At 64.8% G+C, this 22309-nt stretch carries 17 protein-coding genes and 2 pseudogenes; 13 read left to right on the top strand and 6 right to left on the bottom strand.

Annotated elements, in window-relative coordinates; genetic code table 11:
• Nucleotides 1-74: 74 nt before the first annotated feature.
• Nucleotides 75-449, top strand: a complete 375-nt coding sequence (locus ACEN2S_RS12865) for a transposase (RefSeq protein ID WP_441866560.1) — start codon at nucleotides 75-77, stop codon at nucleotides 447-449.
• An 81-nt stretch (nucleotides 450-530) separates the two neighbouring features.
• Here ACEN2S_RS12865 and ACEN2S_RS12860 read toward each other — a convergent pair whose 3' ends face one another.
• The 4 genes from ACEN2S_RS12860 to ACEN2S_RS12845 all read right to left on the bottom strand — a co-directional run bounded on the left by ACEN2S_RS12860 (nucleotide 531) and on the right by ACEN2S_RS12845 (nucleotide 5647).
• A complete protein-coding gene (locus tag ACEN2S_RS12860; protein WP_441866558.1) occupies nucleotides 531-1607 on the bottom strand; it encodes a TolB family protein in 1077 nt (358 codons plus the stop codon).
• Nucleotides 1608-1609: 2 nt separating this feature from the next.
• Entirely contained in the window at nucleotides 1610-3550 is a 1941-nt protein-coding gene (locus tag ACEN2S_RS12855) for a TRAP transporter permease (RefSeq protein WP_441866557.1), read from the bottom strand.
• A gap of 76 nt (nucleotides 3551-3626) precedes the next feature.
• The gene (locus ACEN2S_RS12850; RefSeq protein ID WP_441866556.1) at nucleotides 3627-4628 is read right to left on the bottom strand and encodes a TAXI family TRAP transporter solute-binding subunit; all 1002 of its coding nucleotides are present in this window, start codon (nucleotides 4626-4628) and stop codon (nucleotides 3627-3629) included.
• Between the two features lie 77 nt (nucleotides 4629-4705).
• Nucleotides 4706-5647 (bottom strand): dihydrodipicolinate synthase family protein, encoded by a 942-nt coding sequence (locus ACEN2S_RS12845; RefSeq protein ID WP_441866555.1) that lies wholly within the window; start codon nucleotides 5645-5647, stop codon nucleotides 4706-4708.
• Nucleotides 5648-5801: 154 nt separating this feature from the next.
• On the opposite strand from ACEN2S_RS12845, the gene ACEN2S_RS12840 reads away from it, so the two are divergent.
• The 9 genes and pseudogenes from ACEN2S_RS12840 (at nucleotide 5802) to ACEN2S_RS12800 (ending at nucleotide 15734) form a co-directional block, all read left to right on the top strand.
• Nucleotides 5802-6824 carry a LacI family DNA-binding transcriptional regulator gene (locus ACEN2S_RS12840; protein WP_441866554.1) on the top strand — a complete coding sequence of 341 codons (1023 nt, stop codon included), beginning with the start codon at nucleotides 5802-5804 and terminating at the stop codon, nucleotides 6822-6824.
• 621 nt (nucleotides 6825-7445) lie between these two features.
• Nucleotides 7446-7949: pseudogene (locus ACEN2S_RS12835) on the top strand (IS5/IS1182 family transposase); the annotation flags it as partial.
• A gap of 257 nt (nucleotides 7950-8206) precedes the next feature.
• Nucleotides 8207-10144 (top strand): TonB-dependent receptor plug domain-containing protein, encoded by a 1938-nt coding sequence (locus ACEN2S_RS12830; protein WP_441866553.1) that lies wholly within the window; start codon nucleotides 8207-8209, stop codon nucleotides 10142-10144.
• 86 nt (nucleotides 10145-10230) lie between these two features.
• A complete protein-coding gene (locus ACEN2S_RS12825; RefSeq protein WP_441866552.1) occupies nucleotides 10231-10800 on the top strand; it encodes a hypothetical protein in 570 nt (189 codons plus the stop codon).
• A gap of 10 nt (nucleotides 10801-10810) precedes the next feature.
• Nucleotides 10811-11332 carry a DUF2271 domain-containing protein gene (locus tag ACEN2S_RS12820; protein WP_441866551.1) on the top strand — a complete coding sequence of 174 codons (522 nt, stop codon included), beginning with the start codon at nucleotides 10811-10813 and terminating at the stop codon, nucleotides 11330-11332.
• A gap of 1 nt (nucleotide 11333) precedes the next feature.
• Complete coding sequence (locus ACEN2S_RS12815) at nucleotides 11334-11978, top strand: PepSY-associated TM helix domain-containing protein (protein ID WP_441866550.1); 645 nt, start codon at nucleotides 11334-11336, stop codon at nucleotides 11976-11978.
• Nucleotides 11971-12990: an FAD:protein FMN transferase gene (locus ACEN2S_RS12810; RefSeq protein WP_441866549.1), complete on the top strand. Its 1020-nt coding sequence runs from the start codon at nucleotides 11971-11973 to the stop codon at nucleotides 12988-12990. The genes ACEN2S_RS12815 and ACEN2S_RS12810 overlap by 8 nt, the downstream gene beginning before the upstream one ends.
• Complete coding sequence (locus ACEN2S_RS12805) at nucleotides 12975-14279, top strand: flavodoxin domain-containing protein (RefSeq protein WP_441866548.1); 1305 nt, start codon at nucleotides 12975-12977, stop codon at nucleotides 14277-14279. The genes ACEN2S_RS12810 and ACEN2S_RS12805 overlap by 16 nt, the downstream gene beginning before the upstream one ends.
• Before the next feature lie 39 nt (nucleotides 14280-14318).
• Complete coding sequence (locus tag ACEN2S_RS12800) at nucleotides 14319-15734, top strand: YncE family protein (protein WP_441866547.1); 1416 nt, start codon at nucleotides 14319-14321, stop codon at nucleotides 15732-15734.
• A gap of 165 nt (nucleotides 15735-15899) precedes the next feature.
• On the opposite strand, the pseudogene ACEN2S_RS12795 reads toward ACEN2S_RS12800, so the two are convergent.
• Nucleotides 15900-16043 (bottom strand): annotated as a pseudogene (locus tag ACEN2S_RS12795) (PQQ-dependent sugar dehydrogenase); the annotation flags it as partial.
• Nucleotides 16044-16245: 202 nt separating this feature from the next.
• On the opposite strand from ACEN2S_RS12795, the gene ACEN2S_RS12790 reads away from it, so the two are divergent.
• The 3 genes from ACEN2S_RS12790 to ACEN2S_RS12780 are packed head-to-tail and all read left to right on the top strand — an operon-like array spanning nucleotide 16246 to nucleotide 20737.
• Complete coding sequence (locus ACEN2S_RS12790; protein ID WP_441866546.1) at nucleotides 16246-17364, top strand: efflux RND transporter periplasmic adaptor subunit; 1119 nt, start codon at nucleotides 16246-16248, stop codon at nucleotides 17362-17364.
• Nucleotides 17364-20483 carry an efflux RND transporter permease subunit gene (locus ACEN2S_RS12785; protein ID WP_441866545.1) on the top strand — a complete coding sequence of 1040 codons (3120 nt, stop codon included), beginning with the start codon at nucleotides 17364-17366 and terminating at the stop codon, nucleotides 20481-20483. The genes ACEN2S_RS12790 and ACEN2S_RS12785 overlap by 1 nt, the downstream gene beginning before the upstream one ends.
• Entirely contained in the window at nucleotides 20480-20737 is a 258-nt protein-coding gene (locus ACEN2S_RS12780; protein ID WP_441866544.1) for a hypothetical protein, read from the top strand. Before ACEN2S_RS12785 ends, ACEN2S_RS12780 begins: the two co-directional genes overlap by 4 nt.
• Nucleotides 20738-20960: 223 nt before the next feature.
• Here the strand turns inward: ACEN2S_RS12780 and fabF are convergent, their stop codons facing one another.
• The gene (fabF, locus tag ACEN2S_RS12775) at nucleotides 20961-22229 is read right to left on the bottom strand and encodes a beta-ketoacyl-ACP synthase II (protein ID WP_441866543.1); all 1269 of its coding nucleotides are present in this window, start codon (nucleotides 22227-22229) and stop codon (nucleotides 20961-20963) included.
• Nucleotides 22230-22309: the final 80 nt, after the last annotated feature.

The raw sequence follows: 22309 nt of genomic DNA, 5'->3' as shown, positions 1-22309 counted from the left end.
TACCTCAGCCCGATGGAGTTCGAGGCCCGCGATATGCTAGCTTAACCTGCTGTCCACGAAACCGGCAGCAGCTCATGATGCCCGAACTTGGTCAACTCTCGGGTGAGCAGGCTGCCGCGCTCGTGGGTCTGGCCCCAATCGCACATGACAGCGGCGCCATGCGCGGCACGCGCGTCATTGGAGGAGGACGGCGCCAGCTGCGACACGTCATGTTCCAGGCAGCCCTTGTTGCCAGCCATCACAACCCAGTCTTGAAGGTCTTTGCTGACCGCCTTCGCGCCACCGGAAAACCACATAAGGGTGTCATCACGGCAGTTGCTCGAAAACGCGTCACAATCGCAAACGGAATTTGCAAATCTCGTCTTACATGGACCAATCAGCCCGCCTGCGAAATACAGTTGCTACCAAAACCTATTTCCTTCAACAACATAGAACGATCGGCGCAATGAGGCAAAGTTGCACGAGCTGGTTCAGTCGCCAAGGGCGCGTGTCGCGTGTTAGATGCTCTTTTGCGGCACCACCCCTTGCGGTCAGGCGAAGGTCATCACAAAGACCTGCGCAAAGCCCCCTGCGTCCGAGGTGAAAATCACCTGTCTCCCATCCGGCGAAAACCGTGGGTGTGGATGGGTGTGCTGGGGCGCGTGAACTGACACCGGACCATCGTTGTAGGGAAAGGGATGCGCCCAATGTGCCCCCTGCGAACTGGCCTTGGGCTCGGTCAGAAAACGGGCGGGGGCCGTTCCTTCCAGATCGAGGAGATGCAGGCCCCGGTCAGGAAAATTGGTGTCACAGACCAGACGCTGTCCCCCGGCATCGGGCGCCCCGTGCCACACGGGAAAGTCGGTGATCTGGCGAACCTCACCGGTTTCCACCACGATCTCACCCAGACCCTTTGGCCAATCGACAAAGAGAACGGAGCGATGCCCCGGCCGCCACACCTCATGCGTGATCCATTGCATCTTGTGCGCGCGCTGGTGGATACGCCGCGCCTGCCCTGCCCGGTCCGTCACCCAGACCCGGTCTGTCATCGGACCGGCATAGAGGATCAGATCATCGTCATCCGGGCAGAATTGCGGATGGCCGATGGTCGGCGCCTCCAGAAACACCCCGGCCGTCTGCGCCTCGGTGTCGATCAGCCAGAACCGGCTGACCGCCCCCGATTTCACCGGCACCGCCCAATAGCGCCCGTTGGAGGAGAGCGCGGTGGTGCCCATCGCCGCGCCGACCATCCCCGCCTCGCGCATCTGCGCGCTGTCGAAATGCACGAGGGTTTCGACCTCTCCCGTCTGCGGCGAGACGCGCTTGCCCTCTTGCCCGGCGACGTAATAGATCCAGCGCCCGTCCTTGGCCGGGATCACCGACCATTCCGCGAGGGCCGCCTCATCGGTCAGCTGCACGAGGTCGGCCCCCGCCTCTGGTTCGATGTAGATCTGCGGCGCGCCGGTGCGGTGCGAGATCAGCAGCAAAAAACGCATCGCCGCATCCCAGGCATCGACGAAGAAGAACGGATGATGGTGGATCGAGGGATGATCCGTCACCTGCCGGAGGCTGACCGCGTCACTCTGGGAGATCAGACGCGATTGCGAAGGATGGAACCGTGCCGTCATGGTCATTCCGCCGGTTTCGAGACGAGGGTGCCTGCGTCCCCTGCCACCCGCCGCGCCAGCAGCGCGACGGTGAGGACCATGGCCCAGCCCGCGCCCAGTGCCACAAGCCAGGGCAGGCTTCCGGAGGGCGCGATCACCGCCACCAGCCCCGCCGCGCCGATGGGCAGCCTTGTGCCCCAGCCGAGAGGTCTGCCTGCCCAACCGCCAAAGGCAACCGCCCAGAGCGCTGTCGACACCAGCAGCGAGATCGCGCTGAACCCGATCTGCGTCAGGCTGCCCTGCGCCAGAACACCCGGATCAAAGACAAAGGCGAAGGGCACGAAAAAGGCGACCAGGCTGAGGCCAAAGGCGGAGAGGCTGGTGCGCACGGTCGAGGCCTGCCCCACCGCCGCCGCCGCAAAGGATGCCAGCGCCACCGGCGGTGTCACCATCGACAGCACGCAGTAGTAAAAGATGAAGAAATGCGCGGGCAGCGGCGCAATGCCCAGCTTTTGGATCGCCGGGACGAAAAGCACGGCGCCGATGATATAGGCCGCCACCGTCGGCAGACCCATGCCCATGACGATGCAGCCCACCATCGCGAGCATCAGCGAGAGATAGATCGAGCCTTCGGACAGCGACAGCAGTGAACCCGCGAATTTCAGCGCCAGATTGGACTGCACCGCGACGGCAATGACGATGCCAATGGCGGCAATCGGCACAGCGACCTCTGAGACCTGCCGGGGGGCTTCGCGCAGGGCTTCGAGCACTTCTTTCTTCCCGATCCAGGTATTGCGGCGCAGGAACGGCACCGCGAGGCAGGCGACCGAGGCCAGAACCGCCGCATAGGAGGCCGAATAGCCGCCGATCAGCAGGCCGATCAGCAAGAGCGGCGGCAGGATCAGATGCAGACGCGGCAGGATGGCGGGCGTTTCGGCGACTTCGGCAGCGGTCAAGGGCCGCACCCCGTCGCGCCGCGCCATCAGATCGACGACAAGGAGCAGTGCCAGATAAAAGGCGACGGCCGGGATCAGGCCCGCAAGCGCGATCTGCGAATAGGGCACACCCAGAAGTTCGGCCATGATGAAGGCCGCAACCCCCATGATCGGCGGCATGATCTGGCCTCCGGTCGAGGCAATCGCCTCGATCCCCGCCGCGCGGTGGGCGGGAACGCCGGTGCGCTTCATCAGAGGAATGGTGAAGACCCCGGTGGAGACGACATTCGCCACGGCAGAGCCGGAGATCGAGCCCATCAGCGACGAGCCGATGATCGCCGCCTTGGCGGTGCCGCCGGTGGCACGGCCCGCCGCGCGGATCGCAAGATCGATGAACAGCTGACCACCGCCCACAGCAGCATAAAAGGCGCCGAAGAGAACAAAGTAGAAAATGAAGCTGACAGAGGTGGCGGTGGTGATGCCCAGCACGCCCGAGGTGGTCATTGCGGCAATCTCGGTGGCGGCCTCAACCCCAAAGCCGCGGAACTGCAGCCAGCCCGGCAGAATATTTCCCCAGAAGGCATAGGCGATAAAGACCAGGAGCACCCAGACCAGCACCCAACCCACCGCCCGGCGCGCGCCCTCAAGCAGCAAGAACACCAGCAGCGCCGCAAAGAAGATGTCGATGCTGAAAATGGGCGAGACGTTTTCCATGCGCGTCGTCAGCCGGTCAAAGCCGGTGACGTAATAGCCCAGCACCGCAATGGCGCCGAGGATGAGCGCCGCGTCAATGGCGATGCGCAGCGCGCGCGGCAGGGACGGCGTGGTCAGCGGTTTATACAGGAACAGCAGCACCAGCGCGGCACTCAGATGCACGGGGCGCTCCAGCAGCGGCTGTTGCGGGGCATAGAGCAGCCAGATCTGAAAGGCGATCAGGCCAATGCCGATGAGAAAGGCGGCGGTATGTGTCAGCGCGCGCCCCTTGGGCGTCGGCGTCTGATCGGCGGGAGGGGATGCGAGGGCGGACATGATCTACTCCGTTGTGGCGCGGCGGTGCGATGGCGGGAAAGGGCGCGGCTGCACTCGGTCAGCCGCGCCCATCGGGTCACATCAGGCCAGCTTCACGGTAGTAGCGCAGCGCGCCGGGGTGCAGCTCGATGCCGACATTCGTGGGCAGCATCGCTTTCTTCGGGTCGAATTGCGACCAGGCCCCATGCGAGACCTTGAGCACATCGGCATTCTCGATGATCGTCTTGGTGATCAGATAGGCGGTTTCATCATCCAGCGACGCGTTGGCGATCAGCACGGTGCCAAGATTGGCACCGAGGTTTTCCGCCGTCTGGCCCTTGAACCACTCGGGCCCGTAGGATCCGGGGGTCAGACCGTTCTCTTCCAGCACGGTCATGGCCGCGGGCGGAATGTCGAGGAACACCACATCGACGGTCAATGCCACTTCGGTGATGGTGGGATGACCCTTGATCATCGTGTCGATGTAGATGTCGGCATTGCCGTTGCGCATCTGGTCGGCGATCTGGTCGGTATCGACTTGGATGATCTCGCCGCGATTGGCCTTGATCTGATCGATCGACGTGCCAAGCCCTTCAAAGATCATCTGCGCGACCGGCACGGCAGAGGAACCAACCGGCTTGATCAGCACGCGCACCGGCTTGCCCGAGGCCATGATCGCCGCGAGATCGGTGGTGCCCATCTGATCGGTAAAGGCCTTGCGCGCCATGACACCGACGTAAACGTCGTTCAGCCCGCCGACCAGAGCACGGATATCGGGGGCTTTCATACCCTCGTACACATCATCGCCCTTTTGCGCCCAGACGGCAGAGGCAACGTTGGAAAGCGCGACCTCCGCCTTGCCCCCCTGCACCACCATCGGGTTTGCAATACCGCCGCCCCGCGCGATGATTTCAACGCTGTTGGCACCGAGGATCGGCTCGATCATCTGTTCGAGCGTCGCGGCAAAGACATACCAGGACGAGCCCTCGCGCATGGCGCCGATGCGGACCTCCTGAGCGGCAACCGAGGTTGCAAGGATCGTGGCTGCGAGGCCCGCGGTGGCGGCCAGACGCAGACGCGTAAGCGTGAAATTGAACATGGTTTCCTCCCTGAGTTCAGGATGCCCCCGGGTTTGCGCCGGGGGCAATCACCTTTTCATCGCCTTTGCGGCGGTTTTTATTCGGCGGCCATCGCCAGGCTGACGCGGCCGATACCGGCGGCATCAAAGGCCGCTTCGATCTCGCGCTCGGCAGCGGTGCCCAGATCTTTCAGCGGCTCGCGGATGGTGGCGTTGTCCAGCAGGCCACGGTGACGCAGACCGATCTTGAGCGCGACGGTGCCCTCCATATGCGAGCCGCGGTGATAGACCGCGCGGGTCACCGGCAGAAGTTGTTCAAACACCTTGCGGGCGGTCGGATAATCCTGCGCCTTACCGGCCTTGATCAGGTCGATCAGCAGCTCCGGCGCGATATTGCCATAGCCGACCAGCAGGCCGTCGACATCGAACATGGTCGGCAGCAGCCATTCGTCGTGGCAGGACAGGATTTGCAGATCCGGCTGCGCCTTTTTCAGCTCGGGGATCTCGACATACCAACGCTTCATGTTGCGCACGCCGTTCTTGGTGGCGACACAGCCCGGCTGGGCGGCAATCTCGAGCTGGGTGTCGAGGTCATAGGAGGCCTTGGTCGCATCCGGGTATTGGAACAGGATGGTTTGCAGGCCGCCCTCTTCATAGATCGCCTTGTAGCGGTCCTGCGGTGCGCCCTTCTGAAAGCCAAAACGCAGCCAGCCATGGTTAGGATAGACGAGCGCGCCGGTGGCGCCTGCATCCAGCGACCGTTTGGCTTCTTCGGCTGCAACCTTGGTACCTTCGCCGGTGATGCCCGCGATGATCGGCAGATCCACCGCATCCTTATAGGCGCGGATCAGTTCCAGACGCTCATCCGCGGTGAGGAAGGTCCCCTCGCCCGCATGGCCAAGGATCACCATCGATTTCACATCGGGAAAACTGGCCAGCCATTTCGCGATGCGGACGTTGGCGTCGATGTCCAGCGAGCCATCCTTCTTGAACGCGGTGACGGGAGCCGGGTTGAGGCCGCGAAGGTCCATGGGTTGCATAAAATTTCCTCCAGATTCGATTTTGACGTGGTCGGCCCGGGCGGCTTCCGTCTATTTGGGAACGTTCCCGAGATCGTTCCCAAAAATACATTGCACCTTGCTTCTGTCAAGTGCTAGTTTGAGAGAAAGCCGGAATTGCACCGCAGAGGAACACATGGCCGAGGACGAAATCGAGGCAAGATCAAGGGGTAAGGTGACCCTCCACGATGTGGCCCGCGAAGCCGGTGTTTCGAAATCCACCGTCTCGCGGATGCTGGATGAGCGGTTGCCGCAGGCAGATTCGCCCAAGCTGCGCCGGGTGCAGGAGGTCGCGCGCAGGCTGGGCTATATCCGGGATCTTTCCGCCGCCAATCTGCGGCGCGGCTCTACAGGGATGATCGGCGTCATCGTGCCGCGACTGACCGATACGGTGATGGCGATGTTCTATGAGGCCATCTCGCTGGCCGCGGCCCAACAGGGGCGCTTTGCCATCGTGGCCACCACCGATGACAACCCGGAGGCCAGCCGCAAGGCGGCAGAGGCGCTGATCCGCCGGGGCGTGGACGGGCTGGTGATGACGACCGCGCGCGAGGATGACCCGTTCGCCGAAGAGCTGCGGGCACGCGGCGTGCCGATTGTGCATGCGCTGCGGCACAATGGCAGCAGCGCGGCCTCGGTCGGGGATGACCAGCTGGGCGGCTATCTCGCGACGCGGCATCTGCTGGACCTTGGTCACCGGCGTATCGGCATCATCGCAGGGCCGGTCTATGCCAGCAGCTCGCGGGGCCGGTTGGACGGCTACCGCCAGGCCCTGACCGAAGCCGGCATTGCCGAAGATCCCCGCTATATCGTTGCTTCCACCTTCAGCATCGAATCCGGCGAAACCGCTGCGCGGGAATTGCTGGCACTCGATCAGCCGCCGACCGCCATCTTTGCGATCAACGACAATACGGCAATTGGCAGCATGTCAGCGATTGCGCAGGCGGGCCTCTCGGTGCCGGGCGATATTTCTCTGGTGGGGTATAACGACATTCCGATCGTCAGCCGCCTGCCGGTACCTCTGACCACCGTCCGGGTCCCGTTCGACCGGATCGCCGAGGTGGCGCTGCACCTGTTGTTTGACGACGAGCACTCGCAGGAAATCCGCCGGATCACGCCAAGCCTGATTCCGCGAAAATCGACAGCACCTCTGGCGTAGGCTCCAAACCTCCGCGACGGGGCTGCCTCGGCCAAGCGGCTTTGCGCATGCGCATTTCACAACAGGCGGGCCTTTGGAGCGCTTGGGGAGCTGGCCCGATGCGATGTCGCCCTCACACAGCGCAGCCATATCGGGTCAGCGGGGTCTTGGTCATTCGCGGGTCTTGAAGCGCCAGCTCTCATTGCCGGTTTCGACGATGTCGCAGTGATGGGCCAGGCGGCCGAGCGGGTCCCAGGGCTGGCCGCGAAGATGATGCGCGGCGTGAAGCCGAAGGCCAACCGCGATGGCGCGGGGACCAAGCGCGCCCCAAAGAAACGCGTCCGGCAGGCCGCACGGTGAACGACGAGAGCGTCTGAAAACTCTGACCGATGCCACCCGGCCAGAACAGTACTGCCGTCGCCTCTATGCCAACTGCCGTTCGCAGCACCTGTCGCCAAGAGCAGCAGTTTGCCCGACGTTGCTTTGCGGCGTGCGGCGGGGCTTTCTTGCGGCCAGCGCGGCCATATCGACCTGACCGGCCCAAAGCAGTCGGCCGCGAGCGGTGAGAGATGGCGAAGCTTGGAGCGGTCGTTCTGCAAGATCGGCTGCCAGCCGGGATCAGACCACACCTTCCCTGAGTGACTGGTTCCGGATCACAGGACCATCGCGGACTTCCCGCGCGATAATGGCAGCGCCATCCGCCGGGTCCGCGCGCAATCCGTTGAGCTGTGACGCCGGATTGGCGAGCTTAAGGGGGACACGGTCGCCGTCGATGGCAGCAAGTTCAAAGCGGTCAACAGTCGGGACCCTACCTTCAGCAAGGGCAAAACCGCGAGCCGCCCGGCACATCCGGAGGTGGAAGTCGGGCGCTATATCGAGGATCCCGAACGCATCGACCGTCAGGAAACAGGTGAAGCGCGAACCGAACGGGCCGCCCGCCTGACGGGCCGCGATCACCGCATCCGGCGCGAGATCGAACGCCTTCTGACGATGGGATAGGCCTTGGGCGATACGCCAGACGGCCAGATATCCCTCTCCGACCCTGATGCCCGCGCCATGGCAACCCGCGCGCAGCACAGCGGGCATGTTGGCTATACCGTTCAAAGCATTACCGATGCGGATGCCCATCTGATCATCCCGCACGAGGGTCCCGGCTGGCGACTTTGTAACTTTGAGCGAAAATTGCATCAGGCTTCAGCCAAGAGCTTTGCAGCAGAAGCGTCAGATTTAATTCTTACTAATTAAATCAGGATTGACTCGCGACCGTGGTCGCCCTAAACAGCCGCCAGCCCGGTACCAGCTTTGGCCCCCAGCACTCCCCTTCACATTCCGGATTGCGGCGCGGTTCTTTCCGGGCGCGTCAATCCTATACAAGGACTTTTCGCATGGCTGGAGTGGCCTCCATGCGCGCGTTGCTTCTGGGCAGCGCCGCGTTGCTTATACCCACGGCCCTTTGGGGCCAGACCGCGGATCAGCCGATCGTTCTTCAGGCGATCACGGTGCAATCCGACCGGGCGGTGCAGACGCAGACCGCCACCCCGTCGACCATCGTCGATTCCGAAGAAATCGAGGAACGCCAGGCCTCTACCGTTGCCGAGCTGCTGGATTCAGTGCCCGGCGTGACGCTGGTGAATGGCGCGACGCCGGGTGGATCGGCTGTGAACATCCGCGGCTTTGGTGCCTGGTCGGGCACCTATGGCAACGATCAGATGGTGCAGTTCCAGATCGATGGCGCGGCAACCGGGGCCGAAGAGCTCTACCGGATCGGCACGCAGCTTTACACCGACCCCGCGCTCTACAAACAGGCCGAGGTGATCCGTGGCTCGGTCGGCACCTTTGAATATGGCTCGGGCGCGGTTGGCGGCATGGTGCGGATGACCACCAAGGATGCCTCGGATTTCACCGGCGGCCAACCCGGGTTCCGGGTGCGGCAGTCGCTCAGCTATGGCTCAAACGGCGATGCTTTTGCCAGCTCAACCACGCTGGCCTATCAGCCGAGCGAGCGGGTTGAGCTGCTTTTCAACTACACCACCCGGCGGCAAGGCGATTACAGCGACGGCGCGGGCAATACGGTGGCCAACACCAGCTTTGACACGCCGTCCTATCTCCTGAAGGGCAAGGTCCGCTTTGGGCAGGACAATGCGCATTCGCTGACCTTCAGCTACAGCGACACGCAAAGTTCGGAACGCGATGTCCCCTATGACCAGTTCGGCGAGACGAATTTCGGCAATGTCGACCGCGACATCCATTCGAAAACCAGCGTCCTGACCTATGGCTATGCGCCGGGCAGCGATCTGGTGAATGTCGAGGTCTCGCTCAGCCAGGCCGATCAGGAGATCATCCAGAACGCCACGGCCAGTGGCGGCGGCAATCCCCTGCTCGATGCCGATCAATCCTATGTCACGACCAAGCTGACGGCCAAGAACACCGCCCGCTTCGCCTTGGGCGGCACCGAGCATAAACTGCGGGCGGGCGTGGAATATATCGAGAAAGACCGCCTCGATGCCAGCTCCGCCCCCGGCGGGCTCGACACCCGCAAGGCGCTGTTCCTCGTGGATGACATGACGGCGGGGCGGTACACGTTCAGCCCGGCGATCCGCTATGAAGATCAGCATATTGATGGCAGCGAATATGGCTATGGCATCTATGACAACGATGCGCTGATGGGCGGCGCCTCGCTGCGCTATGCCTTTGACAATGGCTTTGCGGTCTTTGCTTCGGCCTCCTATTCCGAGAACATGCCGATCCTCGATGACCTGACGAATGTGGGCTATATGACCCAGTCGCAAAAGGCGCGCACGCATGAGCTCGGCTTTTCCTACAATGCGGGCGATGTGCTGGCCGAAAGCGATGCGCTGTCGGTGAAACTGAACGCCTATCAGACCCGTGTCTGGGACATGACCACCTATTCCGGCGTCACCGATGTCGAGATCTCGGGCGTTGAGATCGAGGCCGCTTATTCGATGGCCTCGGGCGTCTATGCCGATCTGAATGCGAATTTCGTCAAGGGCAGCAACCTGACCGCAGGCGCCGCGAATGATTACTGGTCGCAGGAACCCGCCGACCAGCTGCGTCTGGGCTTGGGCAAGCGGTTCGACAATGGCCTGAACCTGAAATGGGAAGGCGTCTACAACCTCGAGATGGACCGGGCGAGCACGGTGACCCCGTCGAGCTTCATCCACAGCGCCTCGGTCAGCTACACCCCCGCCGAGGGACCTCTGAACGGGGTCGAAATGCGCCTGCGCGTCGAGAACCTGTTCGACGAGGACTACACCCCGCGTCTGGCCACCCGCGCCGCCGCCGGGCGCAGCATCAACCTCAGCCTCGCCAAGACGTTCTGATCCGGCGGGGGGGGGCTGCCCCTCCCCGCCACCCCTTTTTCCGATCTGACCTGAGGGGGAACGCCCCTCTCCACAAGGAACCTGCGATGAAACCTGCCCTGATTTCCCTGACACTCGCTCTCCTCCTGCCGGTGGTGACCACGGCGCAAGAGAGCCCGGCCCCGGCCAGTGATGACACCACCGCCACCGCCGTTCCCGGTGTGGCGGGCGGGCATGGCAAGGCCGCCGTGATCGCCGCCTATGACGCCAATGGCGACGGCACCCTGACGCTTGAGGAATATACCCAGGTTCGCAAAACCCGCTTTGACGAGGCGGATGCTGACAAGGATGGCGCCTTGAATGAGGCCGAGTATGTGGCCGAGTTCGAGGGCCGCTTGAAGCAGCAATATGCCGACCAGAACAAGCAACCAGATGAGCGTTACGAGAATTCGATGAAACAGGCGTCTGTCCGCCATGCCATCGTCGACCGCAACCGCGATGGGCTCTTGTCCTGGGACGAGCAGCAACTGGTCGCCGCCTCCACCTTTGACCGGCTGGACAGCAACAAGGACGGTGTGATCGACGCCACCGATCCGGAGCCCGAGCGCGAAGACCGTGACGATACGGCGGGCGACACCGGCGACACCGGCGGCGCTGCGGCGCAACCGGCGAACTGAGGCGCAGAGGATGCGCCTTGGTCACATGGTCTTGCCGATCATGGCGGGGGGGCTGGCCGCTGCCCCCGCGCTGGCATCGGAGCTGACGCTTGAGCTGACCTTGCCGCAGCTCGACACCGCCCCCTACTACCGTCCCTACCTCGCCGCCTGGATTGAACCGGCGGCGGGCGGCGCGCCCCTGACCACGCTGGCGGTCTGGTATGACACCCGGCTGCGCGACAATATCGGCGCGGGCTTTCTGAAGGACCTGCGCAGTTGGTGGCGGGCCGAGGGCAAGGCGATGACCCTGCCCGCCGATGGCATCAGCGGCCCCACCCGGGGGCCGGGCACGCATCGCCTGACGCTGACCTCTGAAACCGGCGGTCTGGCCGAACTGCCCCCCGGCAACTACCGGCTCGCCCTCGAAGTTGCGCGCGAAAAGGGCGGGCATGAGCTGGTGCATCTGCCGCTGGACTGGACCGGCGCGGCCGCACGCGCGCAAGCCGCGGGTACGGCGGAGCTTGGTGCCGTTCGTCTGACCGTGACGCCCTGAGATGGCGGCGGACCCGATCCTGTCCGGGCGGCCGCTGGCCTCGCGCAGCTGGTGGATGCAGCAGCTGCACCTCTGGCACTGGCTGACCGGCGGGGCGAGCCTCTCCATCCTTCTCTTCTTTGCAGCCACCGGGTTTTTGCTGAACCATCCGGGGGTTATCCGTGCAAACGCCAGCACAGAGCAGATGTCCGTGCCGCTGCCCGCCGCCCTCCTCCCGGTGATGGCGGGCGCGCCAACGACGGGGAGCGGCGTTTTGCCCGCCGATCTTGCCCGCTGGCTGACCCGCGTGGCCGGAGAGCCGATGCAGACCCGTCTGGCCGATTATTCTGACAGCGAGATCTGGATCGATTTGCCCCGGCCCGGTGGCGGCGGCAGCGTGCTGCTCGACCGGGCGACGGGCGACGCAACCCTTGAAATCACCCGTCAGGGCTGGCTCGCTCTGGCCGCCGATCTGCACAAAGGGCGTGAGACCGGCCCCGCCTGGGGTCTGGTGATCGACCTTCTGGCGCTTGGCTCCGTGGCCTTTGCACTGACCGGGCTGGCGCTTTTGGCGCTGCATGCCAAGGCGCGCCCCGCAACATGGCCGGTCACCGCCGGTGGCTTTGCACTGCCGCTGATCCTGTTTTTGCTGTTCGTCCATGTCTGAGAATCTGGTCCTGATTGATCCGGCACCGCTGCGCCACAGGGCCCGGGATGGCTGGGTCCTGCGCCGGGCGGAAGGGGCGTCGATGGGGACGCGCTGGCAGGTGCAGCTCTGGACCTGTCCGGGCCTGCCCGACCCCGAGCCATTGGTGCAGCGCGCCTGCGCCGAGACGATTGCCCTCTTCAGCCTGTGGCAACCCGACAGCGCCATTTGCCGCTACAACCATGCCGCGCCGGGCTGGCACCCGGTGCCCGCGCCGCTGGCCGCTTTGCTGCGCGAGGTAATGGCCCTGTCCGCGCAATGCGCAGGCGCGCTCGATCCCGCCCTGGGGCGTCTGGCCGATCTGTGGGGATTTGGCCCCTCTGGCCCGGCAGATCAGCCGCCGACCGCGGCAGAGATCGCGGTGGCGCGCAGCCGCTCCGGCCTCACGCATCTGCGTTTCGACGGTGAGGGCAGGCTGTGGCAACCGGGGGGGCTCTGGCTCGATTTCGGGGGCATCGCCAAGGGTTGGGCGGTGGACCGCGCCTCGGACCTGCTGACCCGGGCCGGGCTGGCGGTCCATATGGTCGAGATCGGCGGCGAGGTGAAGGCGCAGGGCCTGACGCCCGATGCCCGCCCCTGGTGGATCGGGCTGGAGGCCGCGCCGGGGCTGCCGGGGCCGCGCTGTCTCGCGGCACTGCACGGCGGCGCGGTGGCGGGTTCGGGCGATTGGCAGCGGCGCTGCGGCACGGCCGCGCTCAGCTGGTCGCACAGTCTGGACCCGGTTCTGGGCACGCCCGTGCGCGGCCCGGTGCGCGGGGTGCATGTGTTTTTGCCGCGCGCCGCTCTGGCCGATGCCTGGGCCAGCGCGCTGATGGTTCTGCCGCCCGATCAAGGGCTTGCCCTTGCCGATCGTGCCGGAATTCCGGCGCTGCTGACGGTGTCTGCTGCGGGGCAGATGCGGCGGTGTGCGAGCCGGGGATTGGCCGATTGGGGATGGCCCGAGGAGGAGACTTCCGCATGCCCTATGCGCTGACGGTGGACCCCCTGCGACTGGCATTGGCGGCGGGCACCGGCCTGAGCTGGGCCGGACTGTGCTGGGCCGGGCTGATCCTGCCCCGCTGGCGGCCCCGGCGGCACGGCGCACCGGCAGTGGCTTCCCGCACGCTCGTCGCCTATGCCTCGCAATCGGGGCTGGCCGCTGAGCTGGCCCAACAGCTGGCCCGCGCCAAGGGGACCACCGCGCAGCCTCTGGACAGCATCGACCCTGCCGCGCTGGCCGGTGTTGGTCAGGCCTGGTTTCTGGTCGCCACCACCGGAGACGGCAATGCCCCCGACACGGCACGCCGCTTTGCCGGGGCCATTGCCGCCGCGCGGCCCGGTTTGCAGGGCCTCCGCTATGGCCTCCTGGCGCTTGGCGACCGCCATTACCCGGCGTTTTGCGGCTTTGGACGCGCGGTGGATGACTGGCTCCAGGAATGCGGTGCGGCGCCAATCTTCCCCCGGATCGAGGTTGACCGTGGCGCTCCCGCTGATCTGGCCCGTTGGGCCGCCGCGACCGATCTCCGGACCGATCCTGAACCGGAGGGGCTCTGGCGGCTCATAGAGCGCGAAACACTCTCGCCCGCCACAGAGACGGCCCCCGTCTGCCGTCTCCTGCTGGCACCGCTCGGGCCCGCGCCCCGCTGGCGCCCCGGCGCGATTGCCGATGTGACGCTGACCGCCCCCGATGGCAGCCCGCAGCGGCGCAGCTATTCGGTGGCCTCGCTGGCGGAAACGGGCACGGTCGAGCTGCTCTTGCGCCACCGCCGTGACGCTGCCGGAAACGCCGGACTGGCGTCGGGCTGGCTGAGCACGGGGCTGGCATTGAACGGCCAGCTGCGGATGACCCTGCGCGACAATCCCGGCGTTGCCCCCCTGCCCGCCGAGGTGCCCAAACTGCTGCTGGCGACCGGCACCGGCCTTGCCGGGGTGCTGGCACATCTGCGCGCCCATCTGGCGGTGCCCGGTCACGCGCCGGTCTGGCTGATCCACGGCGAACGCCACGCCGCCCTGCCCTTGCTGACCGAGCTCACCGCTTCCCCCCGCCCCGGCCTGCGGATCGACCTGCCGCTCTCGCGGGGCACACCGCCCCGGCGGCTGCCGGACTGGCTGCCGCTGCAGGCCGAGGCGCTGCGCCGCTTTGTGGCGGCGGGGGCCGCGGTTCTCGCCTGTGGCGGACAGGGTCCCGGCGCGGCGGCGCTGGCCGCACTGGAGGAATGCCTTGGCCCCGGATCGCTCGCGCAATTGCGCACCGCCGGGCGCCTGCGCACCGATTTCTACTGACCACCGATTGTTGCTGACCCCTGACCTGAAGGATTCCCGATGACCCGTATCCCCCCGCTGGCCCTTGCCGCCCTGACCCTGCTGCTCTCCCATCTTCCTGCAACCGCGCAGGGGGTTTTTGCCGAACCCACTGACATGGCAGGGCGTTTTCGCGTATCTTCGGCGACGCCCGGCACCCCGATCTTTCCGGGCACCGAGGTGTTGATGGAGGGCACCGGCTTTGCCCCCGGCCAACAGCTGACATTGCAACGCGGCACCAGCATCCTGCCCGGCGCCGAGGCTTTGGTGGCGGATGCGGACGGCAACCTTTCTTACCGCTTTACCCTGCCCGCCGATGCGGCGCTGGGGGTGCATCCGGTGGTGGCCCTTGGCGCCGCCCCCTCGGTGACCGCCCTCGTGGATCTGAAAGTATCGCCCGACGTGCCGCTGACCGGAGAGGAGATGGTCACCGTCACTCAGGTCAAATCCCCGGCACCCGGCCTCTATCAGATTGCCTATAGTGCCCGCAGTGCGGCGCTGTTCGTGACCACCGCCAGCTTTCGCCCCGCCGCCTCGGCGCTCCTGAAGCTGGATCCGGCGACCCTGAAGGTGATCGGGCAAACCACGCCGCCGGCCTTCCCCGAGGCCCTGCGCAACCCCGCCCCCGGCGCCGCAGAGGCGGCGGGCGCTGCCACAGCGGATGATCCGGTGGCGGTTTTCGGCATCGGCCTTGATGAAACACGCGGCCAGATCTGGGTGACGAATACCGCGCAGAACTCCGTCGCGGTTTATCGCCAGAGCGATCTGTCGCTGGTGAAGCAATTCCCCGAAGGCCAAGTCTACCATGCCCGCGAGGTTCTGATCGACGCGGCGCGCGGCCTGGCCTATGTCACCTCATCGGCCACGGCGAAGGTGCATGTGTTTGATGCGGTGACGCTGGAACCGCAGGAGGTGATCGAGATCCCCTCAACCATTCGCGGCAGCGACTTCTATGTGATGAACCTTGCGCAGGATACGGCGGGCGGGCGGATTTTTGTCTCCAGCCGTGCAACCAGCGAAGTGGCGGTGATCGACGCCGAAACCCGCAAGGTCGTCCGGGTTTTCGCGCTGCCGGGCACAATCCATGCGACGGGGATCGCCTTTGACAGCACCAGCGGCCATCTGCTGGTCACCGGGCAGGATTCCGACAACCTCATGATCCTGGACCCGGATACCGACACGGTTTTGCACGATGTCGACACCGGCGCCGGGGCGCTGAGCGTCAAGGCGGCGGCGGGCATGGTCTGGGTGGTCAACCGCGGTGCGGGCACATTGACCGGGGTGGATGCCGGGGGGCAGATCCGCGCCAATCTGCGGATTGGCTCCTTTCCCAATGACCTGACCACCGACGGCGCCGGTACTGTCTTTGTGGTCAATAAATCCCTGAGCGCAGAAGATCCGCAGGGCGATCTGATTACCAAAGTGACGCTCAAATAACCGTCGCGTCGGGGTTGCCAGTTGGGCGGACCCGCACCACGAAACAGGATAGCCCGGGTCTGCGCTCTCTGCGGGCACCGGGCTATCCCACCCCAGCTTTCGCGAAGCATCAGGCGGTGCCAGGGTTGCGGAGCATTCCACCGGGGCCAGACGCCGCAGCGCGCCGGGATCGGAAACCTCAATCACCCAAACCGCGCCATCGGGTGCCACGGCGACATCGCGGATCCGCGCACCCATATCCCGACGCTCTGCCGCATCCGCCGGTGCGTTTCCCCCAAGGCCGACGCGCAGCAAAGATTGCGCGCACACGGTCGATGCGGGCGGTGTCGGTGGGTCAATATTCGGCGCCGATTGACAGCCAGAGCCCGGGAAATTTCGCCACGGCCAATGGTCGGAAGGCAGGAACGGTGTCGCAACATCATTTTAGATTGCGAATGGCATCCATAAGTCATATAGATTTCACACAAACTCTATAACCTGATTTCACACCCATTCACGAGGATCATCGGGCATGAAGCACAAACGGCTTCTACTCATTGGTGCAGTTGCTCTTTCTGCCTCCGGCTTCGCGGCTTTTGCGCTGATGTCGCAGGGCCATGAACAAGGCACCGCATCCATCGCCGATTCGCGCATGGTGCCTCCACTGATCCAGGTTGCAAAAACCGCCGCCGTGCCCGGAACCGAGCGGTCCTTCACCGGAACGATTGCGGCGCGCATTCAAAGCGATGTCGGCTTTCGCGTTCCGGGCAAGATCATCGAGCGGCTGGTCGATGCCGGGCAAGAGGTTACCAAAGGCCAGCCTTTGATGCGCATTGACGACACCGATCTGCGGCTGGCCCTGATCGCCCGGCGCAATGCGGTTGCCGCCGCGCAGGCGATTGTCGTTCAGGCCAGCGCGGATGAAAAACGTTACGCCATTCTGGTCAAGAACGGCCTGGCGGCATCGCCGCAACGCTACGAGCAAGCAAAAGCCGCGCTGGATTCTGCCCAAGCGCAGCTCTCCGCCGCGCAGGCAGAGGCGGAAGTGGCGGAGAATGCGGCGACCTATTCCACGCTGGTCGCCAGCGCAGACGGCACCATTGTCGCGGCGCTCGGGGAGCCCGAGCAGGTGGTTGCTGCCGGGCAGACGGTTATTCAGCTCGCACAGTCCGGCCCGCGTGAAGCGGTCGTCGCGCTGCCGGAAACCATTCGGCCCGCGCTCGGCTCAACCGCAGAGGCGCGGGTCTATGGCAGCGATGGCTTGGGCGGCGCGGCCCGCCTGCGGCAGATTTCGGCCGCCGCCGATGTCCAGACCCGCACCTATGAGGCCCGCTATGTGCTTGAGGGGGATGCCGCCTCTGCGCCGCTCGGCGCGACGGTGACGATCACGATTACCAATGCGGAACGCCAGTCCGAGGTTCTGGTCCCGATTGCGGCCCTGCTGGATGACGGCAGCCGCACCGGGGTCTGGACCCTGGATGGCGCCGCGTCGACGGTGCATTTCGCCCCGGTCCAGATCAAGGCACTCGGGGAAGAGACCGCCGCTGTCACCGGCCTTGCGCTGGGGCAGGAGATTGTCGCCCTCGGAGCGCATCTCCTGCAGGACGGCGCCGCAGTCCGCACAGAAGTTCAGGCAGAGGTGACCTATTGATGGGGTTCAATCTTTCCGCGCTGGCGGTGCGCGAACGCGCCGTCACCCTGTTCTTCCTCGTGCTCCTCGCAGCGGCGGGCGTCTATGCGTTCGCCAAGCTCGGACGCGCCGAGGATCCGAGCTTCACCATCAAGACGATGACGGTCACCGCAGCCTGGCCGGGGGCGACGGCGCGCGAGATGCAGGATCTGGTGGCCGAGCCCCTGGAGAAGCGCATTCAGGAGCTGAAATATTACGACCGCGTTGAAACCACCACGCGGCCGGGCTTTGCCTATCTGACGGTCACGCTGAAGGACAGCACGCCGCCGGATGCGGTGGAGGAAGAGTTCTATCAGGCGCGCAAAAAGCTGGGGGATGAGGCGCGCACCCTGCCGCAGGGGGTGTTTGGTCCCTTCATCAACGATGAATATTCCGATGTCAGCTTCGCGCTCTATGCGCTGAAAGCCAAAGGTCTGCCCATGCGCGACCTGGCACGGCAGGCCGAGGTGATCCGTCAGGACCTTTTGCATGTGCCCGGCGTCAAGAAAATCAACATTCTCGGCGAGCGGCCCGAGCAGATTTTTGTCGAGTTTTCCTACGACAAACTGGCAACGCTGGGTGTCTCGGCACAAGATATAGCCAGCGCGCTGCAACGGCAAAATACCGTCACCCCTTCCGGCTCGATCGATACCCGCGGCCCGCAGGTCTTCATCCGCTTTGACGGCGCCTATAACACGCTTCAGGCCATTGCCGACACGCCGATCATGGCCGGCGGCCGGACGCTGAAACTCTCGGATATCGCGGAGGTTCGGCGCGGCTATCAGGATCCGCCCACCTATATCATCCGCCACGAAGGCGAACCCGCCGTCATGCTTGCGGCGGTGATGCAGCAGGGCTGGAACGGGCTGGAACTTGGCAAGGCGCTTGAGGCGCGCTCAGACGCCATCGCGCAGAGATTGCCGCTGGGCATGTCGCTGACCAAGGTCAGCGATCAGGCGGTCAACATCAACGAAGCGGTTGGCGAATTCATGCTGAAATTCGCCATGGCACTGGGCGTTGTGCTCTTCGTCAGCCTGGTCAGCCTCGGCTGGCGCGTCGGCATCGTCGTGGCGCTCGCGGTGCCGCTGACCCTCGCGGTGGTTTTCCTCATCATGCTGGAAACCGGACGGTTCTTCGACCGGATCACGCTCGGGGCGCTCATTCTGGCGCTCGGCCTCCTCGTCGATGATGCGATCATCGCGATTGAGGTGATGGTGGTGAAAATGGAAGAGGGCATGGACCGCATCACGGCAGCGGCCTATGCGTGGAGCCATACGGCGGCACCGATGCTGTCGGGCACGCTGGTGACGATCATCGGGTTAATGCCGGTCGGCTTTGCCAAATCGAGCGCCGGGGAATATGCGGGCAATATCTTCTGGGTGGTCGGCTTCGCGCTGATCGTCTCCTGGATCGTTGCGGTCGTCTTTACCCCCTATCTCGGCGTGAAGATGCTGCCCGAGATCCAGCCGGTCGCGGGCGGCCATCACGCGATTTATGATACGCCGAATTACCGCCGCCTGCGCAATGTGATCAAATTCACCGTGCGCCACAAATTCATGACCTGTGCCGTCGTTCTGATCGCCATGGTGCTCTCCGGCATCGGCATGGGCGCGGTGAAACAGCAGTTCTTCCCGACCTCGGACCGCCCCGAAGTGCTGGTTGAGGTGCGCATGCCGGAAGGCACCAGCATCGAGACGACGACAGCCGCCGTGGAAAAGGTAGAAGCCTGGCTGCAGGATCAGCCGGAGGCGAAGATCGTCACCAGCTATATCGGTCAGGGCGCACCGCGGTTCTTCTTCGCCATGTCGCCGGAACTGCCGGATCCCGCCTTTGCCAAGCTGGTGGTGCTCACCCCCGATGCCGAGGCACGCGAAGAACTGAAACACCGGCTGCGCGACGCGATCTCGCAAGGGTTGGCGCCCGAGGCTTCGGTGCGGGTCACGCAACTGGTGTTCGGCCCTTTCACCCCCTTCCCGGTCGAGTTCCGCATTCTGGGGCCGGATCCTGACACGCTCTATGACATCTCGGACAAGGCGCTCGATCTGATGAAAACCGTGCCCGACGTCCGGCAGGCCAACCGGGATTGGGGCAATCGGGCGCCGGTGGTGCGCTTTATCCCCGATCAGGACCGGCTGAGCCTGCTGGATCTCTCTCCGGCCGAGGCCGGGCAACAGCTGCAATTTCTGCTGAGCGGCATTCCCGTCACCCAGGTGCGCGAAGACATCCGCAACGTGCCGGTCGTGGCGCGCAGCGCGGGCGACAGCCGCCTCGATCCGGCGAAACTGACGGATTTCTCGCTGATGAGCCGCGATGGCCGGCAGGTGCCGCTCGATCAGATCGGGCATTCGGAAATCCGCATGGAGGAGCCGATCCTCAAACGCCGGGACCGCACCCCCGTGATTACGGTCCGCGCCGATATCAATGAAGCGACGCAGCCGCCCGAGGTCTCGCAGCAGGTGATGACGGCGCTGCAGCCGCTGATCGCTACGCTTCCCGCGGGCTATCGCATTGAAATGGGTGGTAATATCGAGGAGTCGCTCAAGGCCAATACCGCATTGGCCAAGATCTTCCCGGTGATGATTGCCGCGACGCTGATTGTCATCATCCTGCAGGTTCGCAGCCTTGCGACGATGACCATGGTGATGATGACAGCGCCGCTCGGTCTGGCCGGGGTGGTGCCGACCCTGCTGATCTTCCAACAGCCCTTTGGCTTCAACGCCATTCTGGGCCTGATCGGACTGGCCGGGATTTTGATGCGCAACACGCTGATCCTGACCGAGCAGATCAAGGACAATCGGGCCGCGGGCCTAGATGATTATGACGCGGTGATCGAGGCGACCGTACAGCGGACCCGTCCGGTGATCCTGACCGCGCTTGCGGCCGTGCTCGCCTTTATTCCGCTCACCCATTCGGTGTTCTGGGGGTCGATGGCCTATACGCTCATCGGCGGCACCGCCGTCGGCACGGTGATGATCCTGCTCTTCCTGCCCGCGCTCTACGCGGCCTGGTTTCGGATCAAACCGCCGGTGCATGACGCAGAGGCGTTCACCGGAGGCCTCGCCGCCTTGCTTCCGAGTATTGCCAATGCATCAGCAAAATGAAGCTGCCAGCGATGATGAAGGGGGAGGCCAGGATGCTTAAACAATGGGCCGCAACATGGGATCTTTGGGCGAAAAACCTTGCGGGCTTTGATGATCTGCAAGGCGAACATCTGCTCAGGCTCGAGCAGCGGGTTCGGCGTCTTGAAGAAGAGCTGAGCGCACCAAGCACGCAGCGGCCATCAGAACCCGACCCCGACGGCCCCCATGCGGCGCCCCGGGGTCATGACGCGGCGAAAACACCCGTCACGCGCTGATCTGATGCGACCAACAGGTTGACCAAAACGCGTGATGGCGCGGCGGCAACCGCGCCATTCGGGACGGACCGGGCCCCGACACCTTGGCAACGCCCTGACGGATATGTCGGGGCGCTGCTCCGCCCCGCGCAGAATCCGGACAGTGGTTCTGCAACGGCGGTCGCAAGCGCAAAACAGCCGCGATATGCCCGCTTCCACACTACGGACAGACCGTCACGCGGCGTCACCCCATCCAGCGCTTGAAAATCACGCTCGCATTGACGCCCCCAAAGCCAAAACCGTTGGAGATCACATGGCCCATCGCCATCGGGCGGGCCTGATGGGCCACGAAATCAATTCCGTCACCGGCGGGATCGGGCGCGTTCAAATTGAGTGTCGGCGGGGCGATCTGATCGCGGAGGGCGAGGATGGCAAAGATCGCCTCAAGCCCGCCTGCGGCACCCAGCAAATGCCCCGTGGCTGACTTTGTCCCGCTGACCGCGATGGAATGATTGGTGCCGAAGACACTCTTGATGGCGGCCATTTCGCCCTTGTCGCCGACCGGCGTCGAGGTCGCATGGGCATTCAGATGCTGGATCTCCTGCGGGGAAATGCCCGCCTGCGCGATGGCGATTTCCATCGCCCGCCGGGCGCCGCTGCCGTCTTCGGGACCGGAGGTGATGTGATGGGCATCGGCGGTTGTGCCATACCCCACCAGCTCGGCAATCGGCGTCGCACCACGGGCGAGCGCATGGCTCAGCGCTTCAATCACCAAAACGCCCGCTCCTTCGCCCATGACAAAGCCATCGCGCGCAGTGTCGAAGGGGCGCGAGGCCTCGGTGGGGGTTTCATTGAAATGGGTCGAGAGCGAACGCGCCGCCGCGAAGCCGCCAAGGCTGACATCACTGATGCAGGCCTCTGTGCCACCGCAGACGGCGATATCGGCCTCATGGTTGCGGATCAGCCGGGCGGCATCGCCAATCGCCTGCACCCCCGCTGCGCAGGCGGTCACCGGCGCACCGAGCGGCCCTTTCAGACCATGACGGATCGAAATCTGACCCGCCGCAAGGTTCACCAGAAAGGAGGGGATGGTGAAAGGCGACAACCGCCGCACGCCGCGCTGATCGACGGTGCGCACCGCCTCGGTGATCGCCGGAAAGCCGCCGATGCCCGAGGCGATGATGGTGGCGGTACGCCGCCGCTCCTCCTCCGTCACCGCGCGCCACCCGGCCTGCGCCAGCGCCTCATCCGCCGCGGCCAGCGCGAAAAGGATGAAGCGGTCCACCCGCCGCTGGTCTTTCGGGTCGAGCACGCGGTCGGGGTCGAACCCCGCCCCGGCATCTTCCCCGATGGAGGGCACAATGCCGCCGACCTTCGTCGAAAGCTCTCCGACCATCTCCTCCGGCAGCCTGCGGATGCCGGAACGCCCGGCCAACAACCGGCTCCAGGACGCCTCAACACCTGCGGCAAGGGGGCTGACCGCGCCCATGCCTGTTACCACGATCCGTCGCATGATCTCTCACCTCCCGGTTGCCTGGCACGCACCGCAACAGGCCCCCCGCCGCAGCGGGAGCCGGTCACAGATTGCGCCCG

This window comes from Phaeovulum sp. W22_SRMD_FR3, assembly GCF_052113705.1.
Lineage (GTDB): Bacteria > Pseudomonadota > Alphaproteobacteria > Rhodobacterales > Rhodobacteraceae > JBGQOG01.
This window is presented reverse-complemented; position numbering and strand designations above follow the sequence as displayed.